Below are 10118 nucleotides of genomic sequence, written 5' to 3' on the forward strand. Positions count from 1 at the left end.
AGATCTCGGCCGTTACCCCCGGCGATTCGATCATTTCCATCTCCGCCGGAAATGCGGTCATTTCCATCTCCGCTAAGTAAGGTATCGTTTCCCGCATCGCCCCAAAGCGTGTCGTTGCCATCGCCACCATTCAAAAGATCATCACCTGTGCCACCCCAGAGGCTGTCGTTTCCACTGCCGCCGAATGCCTCGTCGTTGCCACTGCCCGCGAAGATCTGATCGTCGCCTAGTTCGCCGTGTAGGCTGTCATTATCGTCATGACCAAACAAGCGATCATTCCCAGTACCGCCATACAAACGATCATTCCCAGTACCGCCGTCAACTGTATCGTTCCCATCGTTGCCCCAAAGCCAATCATGGCCCATTCCGCCATTGAGCGAATCGTTTCCGGCAAGGCCATAAAGCCGGTCATTGCCACGATTGCCGACAAGGGTGTCCGGTCCGACATCGCCGAAAAGCGTGTCATGTCCGTTGCCGCCGATCAATTCCACCCCGTCAGACGGGTCGGGCGGCCCCGGCAGGGGTTCCGGCTCTCCGATGACGATGATCATGCTGTCCGGCCCCTGCAATCCGTTGGGAAACAGGTCCGAGCGGCGCAGCGTCCCGCCATCAGCCGAGGTGACAATGATCTCGACATCGCGGAACCGAATGATCGCGCCGGTCGCGGTGGGGACGATCTCCAGCTGGTCGATATTGCGCAGCATGGGCAAGTCGCTCAGGTCCAGCCGGTCCTGGCCGGGCCTGAAATCTGTCACACGCACGGTGCTGCTTTCGGCGCGGATGACGAAAATATCGTTGCCCGCGCCGCCGGTCAGGGTGCTGCGCCCCACGCCTGACGACAGGATGTCGTTGCCGCCACCGCCTTGTAGCGTGTCGTTGTCGGACCCGGCCAGCAGGATGTCATCCAAAGCGCCGCCTGTCAGCCGATCCGCCCCAGAGGCAGAGCTTGTCTCGACCATGCCAAGACCCGAGTGATCCGACTGAAGCTGAACCATCTGGGCGGTGTTCTGCGTGCCGATGAACACATGCAGCGTGTCGCCGATCATGGCCGCTGAAATCGAACGGGGCGTGTTCAGCAGGCTGGAGCGGTCGTCGCTGAACGCCTCGACAAAAACCAAGTGCCCGTCGGGCAGCAGCCGAAACAGGCTGACCCCGTGATCGGCGCCAACGGCCAGCACGAAGACATGGTCGCCATCTTGCACAAGGGTCATGTCCTGCACATTGGCGAAGCGTGTGCTGGCAGTGTCGATCACTTGCTGGACAGGGATCATGCTGCCGTCGGTCAAGATTTCCACCACGCTGAGCGAAGAGCCGGTCGCGGATGCGATGACGACATAGCTTCCGCTGTCGAACTCGGCGATCTGCATCGCGGTCGGGTTGGCAAGCGCAAGCCCATCTATGGCCCCGATCGAGCCAACCATGCTCATGCTGCCGTTCGCATTCATGACGTGGCTGAACACCTGCCCCGACGCGCTGTCCAGCGTCAGCACAAAGCTTTGTGCATGACCCGAAACGCTTTGCACGCTGACAAGATTGCCCGGAGAGACCTGCGTGCCCACAAGAAGGTCGGCGATGCCGTCGTATAGCGCGAGGGCCTGCAAGGCGCCGGGTGCGCCTTGGGCTGCCCCCTCTTGCAGTGCGGACCAATCGACGCGGCGCATTGCGCCAAGCTGGCCATTGTTCCCCAGAACATAGCCGAAAGCGTCGTCGCTATCGCCGCCGAAAACGACGAGCGTTTCGCCGCCAAGCTCCACGATGGCAATCTGCGCGCTGATGGCCCCTTGCAGGCTGCCGGGAAAAAGTTGCGAATCCGCAACCTGCATCTGGCCATTCGACCCCATGCGGTAGACCACCAGCCCACCGCCCGACCCGGTGGTTGTCACAACGAAAACGCCATTTTCCGTTGTCAAGATCACGGTGTCGGACAGGTTTATGTCCAACACGTCGATGCCCGTTTCCAGGACACCCCCAAGATGCAAAGACATCTTTTCACCCACAATTTCACCCTCCATGCAAGATGCGCAGGGGGTGGGACCGGGAGGGGGTCCAATTCGGGCGCGAAACTGGCTTTTGAAAACGATTTTAGCGGCTTTGCGGGGGGCAGGCGGGCCAGCGGCCCGGTTTGCAGATGGTCAATTTTTCCTGAATGTGATCTGAATCAAGTCGCCCGGTCGCAAGATCTCATAACTGGCAAAAAAAACCCGACTTATCTGGCACGATCGTGACACGCGCAAAGACCACCCCCAAACCCCTGACCGCCCTGGAAGCGCCGGTGCGCGCGCCCGTGCGCCGCGCAAGCCTGCTATCGGCTGCCGCGGCACTTGTCTGGCCGGTGCAGGCATGGCTGGTGGCGCTGCTCTTCGCGGGCCTTCTGCTGCCCACCGACGGGCCGCCGGCATGGTTGCTGGTCGTTGGTTTCGCAGTGCTGGGCGTGGTGCGGGCGGGGTTGGGCTATATCGCGGAAAGCATGGTGCAAGACAGCGCGCGCGGGCTGGTGGCGTCGCTGCGCGATGACGTGATCGCGACGGAAACGGCGCGCGCCTCTGGTGCGGGTCTGGGCGGCGCAGGGGCGGTGGGCGTGCTGGGCAGCACAAAGCTGGACCTGCTGATCCCGTATCTGACCCGCTACCAGCCCGCCCGGATGCGCGTCATGCTGGTGCCGCCGGTCATCCTTGCGCTGTCGTTCTGGCACGCATGGGCCGTAGGGCTGGTGCTGCTGGTGGCAGGCCCGTTGATCCCGGTCTTCATGGCGCTTGTCGGCTGGGCCGCGAAAGAGGCCAGCGCCAAGCAGCTTGTCGAAATTGGCAGCATGAACGACTTGCTGGTCGAGCGTTTCTCGGCCCTGCCCGACATTCGCGCGCTGGGGGCGGGGCCATGGGTGCAGATGGGCTTTGCCGCCAAGGCCGACGACCTGCGCCGCCGCACCATGGCGGTGCTGGCGGTGGCCTTCATGTCCTCGACCGTGCTGGAGCTGTTCTCGGCGCTGGGCGTGGCGCTGGTAGCGGTATTCGTGGGCTTCTCGCTTTTGGATGTTGTGACCTTCGGGTCATGGGGCGCGCCCCTGTCGCCTGCTGTCGGCATGTTCCTGTTGCTGCTTGCGCCCGATTTCTTCCAACCGCTGCGGGATCTGGCGGCGGCGTGGCATGACAAGGCCGCAGCCGACGCCGTGGCCGATGAATTGGCCGACTGGCGCAAGGCCAGCCCCGACGACCGCTTGGGCGCGGGCGTCATGGCGGCCCCGCTACCGGGCGCTGCGTCGTTGAACATGGCGGCGCTTGCACTGCCATCGGGCGGGCGCTTGCCCAAGATCGACATTCAACCGGGCGAGACGGTCGCGCTGGTCGGCCCTTCCGGCGCGGGCAAGACGACGGCGCTGCGCGTGCTGGCCGGGTTGCAAACCCTGCCGGGGGCGCAGGTGCGCGTTGCAGGGCAAACCCTGACCCATGACAATGCCGATGGCTGGCGCGCCCGCATCGGCTGGATGCCGCAAGCCCCGCATTTCCTGAATGCCAGCCTGCGCCGCAATATCGACATGGGCCGCCCAGAGATGGGCGACATGGATGCCACGCTGATCCAAGCCGCGCTCGACCCGGTGCTGGCCACACTTCCGCAAGGGTTGAACACAAGGCTGGGCGAAACCGGCGCAGGGCTGTCGGGCGGCGAGGGGCGGCGCGTGCTGCTGGCGCGCGCGATCTTTGCGCGGCCCGATGTCATCTTGGCCGATGAGCCGACCGCCGATCTGGACCCGGAAACGGCCGAGCACATTTCAACCGCGCTTCTGACCGAAGCGAAACGCGGCGCGACATTGGTCGTGGCCACGCATGACATGCGGCTGGCCGCGCAGATGGACCGCATTATCCGGCTGGGAGAGGACGCATGAGCGCGCTGTGGCATATCTTCCGTCTTGTCCTGCGTGACCAGCGCAAGGCGCTGTTGCGCGGCGCGTTTCTCAGCTTTGTCGTGCTGGTCATGGGAGCGTCCCTTCTGGGCCTGTCGGGCTGGTTCATCACCGCCGCCGCTGCCGCAGGGTTGCTGGGCATGGGCGCGGTGTTCGACGTGTTCCGCCCCTCTGCCGCGATCCGCTTTCTGGCTTTGGGCCGCACCGCCGCGCGCTATGGCGAGCGGATGCTGACCCATGACGCCACCTTGCGCGCGCTCGAAACGCTGCGCCTGCGGCTGCTGGGCACGATGCTGGCCGCGCCTTTCGCGCAGCTTGTGCGGCTGCGCGGGGCGCAGGCCTTGGCACGGCTGACCGCCGATATCGACGCGCTGGATGGCATCTCGCTTCGGCTGGTCTTGCCCGTGGCGGCTGCCATCGCCACGCATGTGCTGGCCTTCGCGCTGTTGTGGTGGCTGGTCAGCCTGCCTATCGCGGCCTTTTCGCTGCTTGGCTGGCTGGGCGGCAGCGCGCTGATCCTGGGCTTTGCCGCCACGCGTGCCGCGCCCGTCTCGCGCCAGGCAGAGGCCGCGATGCAAGCGATGCGCGCGCGCTTGATCGACCTTATACGCAGCCGCGACACGCTGGCCGCGCATGGCCGTTTGCAAGATCAGGCGGCGTCGGTTCAGGCAGCCCATACCCGGCAGGTGCTTTTGCGCGACCGGCTGGACCGGGTCGAGCGGCGCACCGGTGCCGCGCAAGCCCTGCTGGGCACGCTGATGGCAGCGGGCGCGCTGGGCTTGGGCGTTTGGGCTGTCGGCCACGGCCAGTTTGCGCCCGCCATCGCGGCGCTTGGCTTTTTCACCATGCTGGCGCTGGCCGAAACCGTCGCACCCTTGCGTCGTGCCGTGGCCGATCTGGGCCGCATGGCAGAGGCCGCGCGCCGTGTCCGCGCCACGCTCGCGCTGGATATGCCGCCCAGCCCCGGCGAGCAGTCGCTGCCAAGGCAGTTGCGCGTGACCGACGTATCGCTCACCCGACCGGGCGGGCTGACCCCGATTTTGCGCGGTCTCTCTTTCGATCTTGCACCGGGTCAGACCTTGGCGATCACCGGCCCAAGCGGCTGCGGAAAGTCGAGTCTGTTGCAGGCGGTTGCGGGGCTTCACCCGGTCGCGCAGGGCCGCATCGTGCTGGGCACGCTGGACGTGGCCGGCTGGGACGAGAGCGCGTTGCGACAGGCCGTCACCTACCTGCCCCAGCGCAGCGCCCTGATGGCGGGCAGCGTGCGCGAGGCGCTGCATCTGGCCCGCCCCGACGCCACCGACGCAGAGCTTTGGGCGGTGCTGGAGGCCGTGGCGCTGGCCGAGGTGATCGACGCGCGCGAAGGCCTGAACACAGCCCTTGGCCCAAGGGGCGAAGGGCTTTCGGGGGGCGAGGCGCGACGCCTGACGCTGGCGCGCGCGCTACTCCGTCGCCCGGCGCTGCTGCTCTTGGACGAACCCACAGAAGGGCTGGACGATGCCACCGCCGCCAAGGTGCTGACCGGGATTCGCGCCTATTTGCCGGACGCCATGATCGTCATGGCCAGCCATCACGCGCGCGAAGCTGCGACAGCCGACCGCATCGTGGCGCTGCAATAACTAGAACCCAACCTACGACTTATTGACATGGATCAAGGTGGCGACTCGATTTCAGGCGCATTGCTCTGCCCATAACCGGGGGGAATCCCCTGATTTAGTGGAGCAAATGATATGGAATTCGGGATCGTCGAGCTGTCGCGTCTGCAATTCGCGATGACGGCCATGTATCACTTCCTGTTCGTGCCGCTCACGCTTGGTCTGTCGCTGCTGATTGCGATCATGGAAACGGTCTATGTCATGACCGGTCGCGTGATCTGGCGTCAGATGACCAAGTTCTGGGGCACGCTGTTCGGGATCAACTTTGTCCTTGGCGTGGCCACGGGCATCACCATGGAATTCCAGTTCGGCATGAACTGGAGCTATTACAGCCATTACGTGGGCGACGTGTTCGGTGCCCCCTTGGCCATTGAAGGGCTGATGGCCTTCTTCCTGGAAGCGACCTTCGTCGGCCTGTGGTTCTTCGGCTGGGACAAGCTGAGCAAGGTGCAACACCTTGTCGTCGGTTGGCTGGTGGCACTTGGGTCGAACTTCTCGGCCCTGTGGATCCTGATCGCCAATGGCTGGATGCAGAACCCCGTCGGCGCCGAATTCAACCCCATGACCATGCGCATGGAGATGACGAATTTCTTCGAAGTGCTGTTCAACGAAGTGGCACAGGCGAAATTCGTGCACACCGTCAGCGCGGGCTACGTGACCGCGTCGGTCTTCGTGCTGGGCGTGTCGGCTTGGTATCTGCTGAAGGGCCGCCATATCGAGATGGCACGCCGGTCGATTGCCGTGGCCTCCAGCTTCGGGCTGGCCGCAGCCCTGTCGGTCGTGCTGCTGGGCGACGAATCGGGCTACAACGCCACGCATACGCAGCGCATGAAACTGGCCGCGATGGAAGGCATGTGGGAAACCCACGAAGCGCCTGCCGCCTTTACGCTGGTTGGCCTGCCGGATCAGGAAGCGCGTGAAAACCACTACGCGATCCACATCCCCTATGCGATGGGCCTGATCGCCACGCGGTCGTTGACCAAGGAAATTCCGGGCATCAACGATCTGGTGCTGGAATCGCAGGACCGTATCCGCAACGGCATCATCGCCTATGACGCGCTGCTGACCATCCGTCAGGATCGGGAGGCCACTGCGCCCGAGGTGATCGAAACCTTCGAAACCTATGGCGCAGACCTTGGCTATGCCTTCCTGCTGCTGAAATACACCGACGACCCGCGCAACGCGACGGAAGCGCAGATTCTGCAAGCCGCGGATGACACCGTGCCGACTGTCTGGCCGCTGTTCTGGGCCTTCCGCGTGATGGTGGCGCTTGGTTTCGCGTTCATCGGTGTGATGCTGTTCTTCTTCATCCGCAGCAATTTCGGCAGCCGCGATTTCCCGCGCTGGGCACTCTGGGGTGCCGTAGCGGCCATCCCGACGCCTTGGCTGGCCGCTGAAATGGGCTGGTTCGTGGCCGAATTCGGTCGCCAGCCCTGGACGGTGGACGGTGTTCTGCCCACGGCCATGTCGGTCAGCAACCTGTCGATCACCTCGGTCGCGCTGACGCTGACGGGTTTCGTGGCCTTCTACACCGTGCTGCTGGTGATCGAGATGTCCTTGATGGTGAAATACATCCGCAAGGGGCCAGAGCAGGACGTTCAGGAAACCGAAATCGCCATGGCACGCCATGCCCACCGGCTGCGCACCCATGACGGCAATGTGCCCCTCGGCACGCCTGCGGAGTAAGACCAATGATCCTTCACCAACTTATGGACTATGAAATCCTGCGTCTCATCTGGTGGCTTCTGCTGGGTGTGCTGCTGATCGGCTTCGCGCTGACGGACGGGTTTGACATGGGCGTGGGCGCGCTGCTGCCCTTCGTCGCGAAATCCGACACCGAGCGCCGCGTGGTCATCAACACGGTCGGCCCGGTCTGGGAAGGCAACCAAGTGTGGTTCATCCTTGGCGGCGGCGCGATCTTCGCCGCTTGGCCGCCGCTCTACGCGGTCAGCTTCTCGGGCTTCTACCTTGCGATGTTCGCGGTTCTGGCCGCGCTCATCCTGCGGCCCGTGGGGTTCAAGTATCGCTCCAAGCGCCCGTCCGCATCCTGGCGGTCGGGTTGGGACTGGGCGCTCTTCGTGGGTGGCGCGGTTCCGGCACTGCTGTTCGGCGTGGCCGTGGGCAACGTGCTGCTGGGCGCACCGTTCCGCCTGAACGAGAACCTGTTCTCGCTTTATGAAGGCACGTTCTTCCAGCTTCTGCACCCGTTCGCGCTGCTGGCCGGTGTGGTGTCGCTGTCGATGCTGGTGGCCCATGGTGCGACATGGCTGGCCGTGAAGGTCGAAGCGCCCCAAATTCTGGCGCGTGCGCGGCTGATCGGCTTCTGGGCCGGGGTCGTGGCGATTGCGGGCTATGCGCTAGCAGGCCTGTGGCTGGCTTTTGGCATCACCGGCTTCCAGATGGTGGGCGAGGTCGTGACCGATGGCCCGTCGAACCCGCTTCTGTCCGAAGTGGTGCGCGAAGGGTCGTGGCTGAATGCCTATAACGTGCGTCCTTGGGCGATCATCGCCCCGATCATGGGCTTTGTCGGCATGGCGCTTGCCGTGCGTGGCCTAGCCCGTGGGGGCGAAGTCTCGGCCCTGCTGTGGTCGAAGCTGGGGATCACCGGCGTCATCTCGTCCGTTGGCCTGACGATGTTCCCGTTCATCATGCCCTCGTCGATTGACCCGAACTCGTCGCTGACGGTGTGGGACGCCTCCTCGTCGCACCTGACCCTGTTCATCATGCTGGTCTGCACGCTGATCTTCATGCCACTGATCCTGATGTACACCGCTTGGGTCTACAAGGTGCTGTGGGGCAAGGTCGACGAAGACGAAATGCTGGGCAACAAGAACGCCTACTGAGCCAACTGAAAGGAAAACGACAATGTGGTATTTCGCATGGATCCTTGGCCTTCCGCTGGCCGCCATGTTCGCCGTCCTGAACGCCATGTGGTTCGAGATGCGCGAAGACAAGAAACTGACCGACGACTGAAAAAAAGAACCCCGCGCCAGACTGGCGCGGGGTTTTCCGTTGTTCGCCTCTCGGCAAATTTCGTCAGTTCTCCAACAATGCCTGATGACGTTCGATTGCATCTTCGACACTGTCAAAAACCTCAATCTCACCATTGTTCAGAATGAGCCCCGCATCGCAGAAATTGCGAATGTCGCTCATGTTGTGGCTGACCATGATCGCGCTGGCATTTTCCATGCGCTTGCGGAAGACTTCTTTGCTTTTCCGGCGAAACCTTGCATCACCCGTCGCTGTCGCCTCGTCTATCAGGTAGGTCCCAAAGGGAATTCCCATGGAAATTCCAAATGCAAGTCGCGACTTCATCCCAGATGAGTAGGTCCGCACCGGCATCTTGAAATGCTCCCCGATCTCGGCAAAGTCTTCGACGAACTCACAGAGTTCGTCGCTGTCGACGCCGTAGATCCGGGCCACGAAGCGGGTGTTTTGTTCGCCAGTTAGGTGATTGTGAAAACTGCCAGCATAACCGACCGTGAACGAAATGGTACTATCACTGACCACTTGGCCGGTATCCGGACGCATCGTGCCGGCGACGATATTCAGCAAGGTGGATTTTCCCGCGCCATTGCGCCCCAGCAACGCCAACGAGCTACCGCTAGGAAGGCGCAGATTCAGATTATGTATCACCGGTTTAAAATAGCCGTTAACCCAGAATCCTTTGGATATGTTCTGAAACTCTATCATGTCCTTCAGAGCCTTACGGTTAACCTCTATCCCTTAGGCTGTAGTAGACAAGAGACATGATCGCCCATACCAAGGATGAGAACATAGCTGTCAGAAAGATCAGAAGTACGGTCTGCGGGTGTTGTGCGCTCTGGGCAAAGCTCGGCTGGATGAAGGTCGCCAAATACAGGGATTGACGATCTGCATTTGAGCGCGCCGCGTCGGCCGCGGTCAGTGCAGCTTGATAGGTCGCCTCTGCAAAAGTCTGGTTGACCAGCAGGCCTTCATATTGCGCGATCAGGCTGGGATAGTCGGTTTCATCCACTGTCACATTCTGTTGCGTAAACATCCGCCGTTCTTCGTCGATTCGATTTCGAATAACCTCTATTCGGCGTTCAAGCTGGCCCAGACGCGGGTCGTTGCCGCTATCGCTTTGCATGATGAGCAAGTCATATTCGACCAGTGTTTCTGCCAACTGCTGCTGCAACACGTTCATAACGCCCATGCGGCCCTGAATATCGGCCTGTGGATCCAGAATTTGTGTGCGTGCTCGGAAATGGGCCAACTCTTCGCGCGCCGTCCGAAGACGCTCTAGCGCGGCTTGTAAGTCTTCCTCGCTATTTCGCGTCGCGTCGTTGCGCGCAGCCTCATTCAGACCGTTAATCATTTGCTCGCTTTGCGCGACCACCAAGCTTGCAAGTTCCTGAGCGGTCTCGGGATTGTTTGCACGTATTTTCACAAGCATCATGCCAGAGGCTTGGTCGTAAGTTATCCGTGTGACCCTGTTCCAATACCAGTGTGAACCGCTCCGGTTTCGCCGGAGACTGTTGAGTTCGTATTTCAAGCTGCAATTTTGTCTGACTTCAAGGCCTCCTTATATTTCTCCTCGGCTT

Annotated in this window: 8 protein-coding genes; 5 read left to right on the top strand and 3 right to left on the bottom strand. The window is 62.3% G+C overall.

The window, feature by feature from the left end; translation table 11 throughout:
* The coding region (locus tag J1C52_RS14785) for a calcium-binding protein (RefSeq protein ID WP_227428700.1) at positions 1-1985 on the bottom strand (1985 nt) is incomplete at its 3' end.
* A 236-nt stretch (positions 1986-2221) separates the two neighbouring features.
* Here J1C52_RS14785 and J1C52_RS14790 point away from each other — a divergent pair.
* The 5 genes from J1C52_RS14790 to cydX all read left to right on the top strand — a co-directional run bounded on the left by J1C52_RS14790 (position 2222) and on the right by cydX (position 8526).
* Positions 2222-3880, top strand: a complete 1659-nt coding sequence (locus J1C52_RS14790) for an ABC transporter ATP-binding protein/permease (RefSeq protein WP_227428701.1) — start codon at positions 2222-2224, stop codon at positions 3878-3880.
* Entirely contained in the window at positions 3877-5517 is a 1641-nt protein-coding gene (gene cydC, locus J1C52_RS14795; RefSeq protein WP_227428702.1) for a thiol reductant ABC exporter subunit CydC, read from the top strand. The genes J1C52_RS14790 and cydC overlap by 4 nt, the downstream gene beginning before the upstream one ends.
* Before the next feature lie 111 nt (positions 5518-5628).
* Positions 5629-7239 carry a cytochrome ubiquinol oxidase subunit I gene (locus J1C52_RS14800; RefSeq protein WP_227428703.1) on the top strand — a complete coding sequence of 537 codons (1611 nt, stop codon included), beginning with the start codon at positions 5629-5631 and terminating at the stop codon, positions 7237-7239.
* 5 nt (positions 7240-7244) lie between these two features.
* Complete coding sequence (cydB, locus tag J1C52_RS14805) at positions 7245-8396, top strand: cytochrome d ubiquinol oxidase subunit II (protein WP_227428704.1); 1152 nt, start codon at positions 7245-7247, stop codon at positions 8394-8396.
* A 22-nt stretch (positions 8397-8418) separates the two neighbouring features.
* Complete coding sequence (cydX, locus tag J1C52_RS14810; RefSeq protein WP_227428705.1) at positions 8419-8526, top strand: cytochrome bd-I oxidase subunit CydX; 108 nt, start codon at positions 8419-8421, stop codon at positions 8524-8526.
* Positions 8527-8589: 63 nt separating this feature from the next.
* Here the strand turns inward: cydX and J1C52_RS14815 are convergent, their stop codons facing one another.
* A complete protein-coding gene (locus tag J1C52_RS14815; RefSeq protein WP_227428706.1) occupies positions 8590-9246 on the bottom strand; it encodes an ABC transporter ATP-binding protein in 657 nt (218 codons plus the stop codon).
* 19 nt (positions 9247-9265) lie between these two features.
* On the bottom strand, positions 9266-9973 hold the full coding sequence (locus J1C52_RS14820; RefSeq protein ID WP_227428707.1) for a hypothetical protein: 708 nt from the start codon (positions 9971-9973) through the stop codon (positions 9266-9268).
* Positions 9974-10118: the final 145 nt, after the last annotated feature.

The organism is Roseibaca sp. Y0-43, assembly GCF_020667835.1.
In the GTDB taxonomy this organism is placed as follows: Bacteria; Pseudomonadota; Alphaproteobacteria; order Rhodobacterales; family Rhodobacteraceae; genus Roseinatronobacter.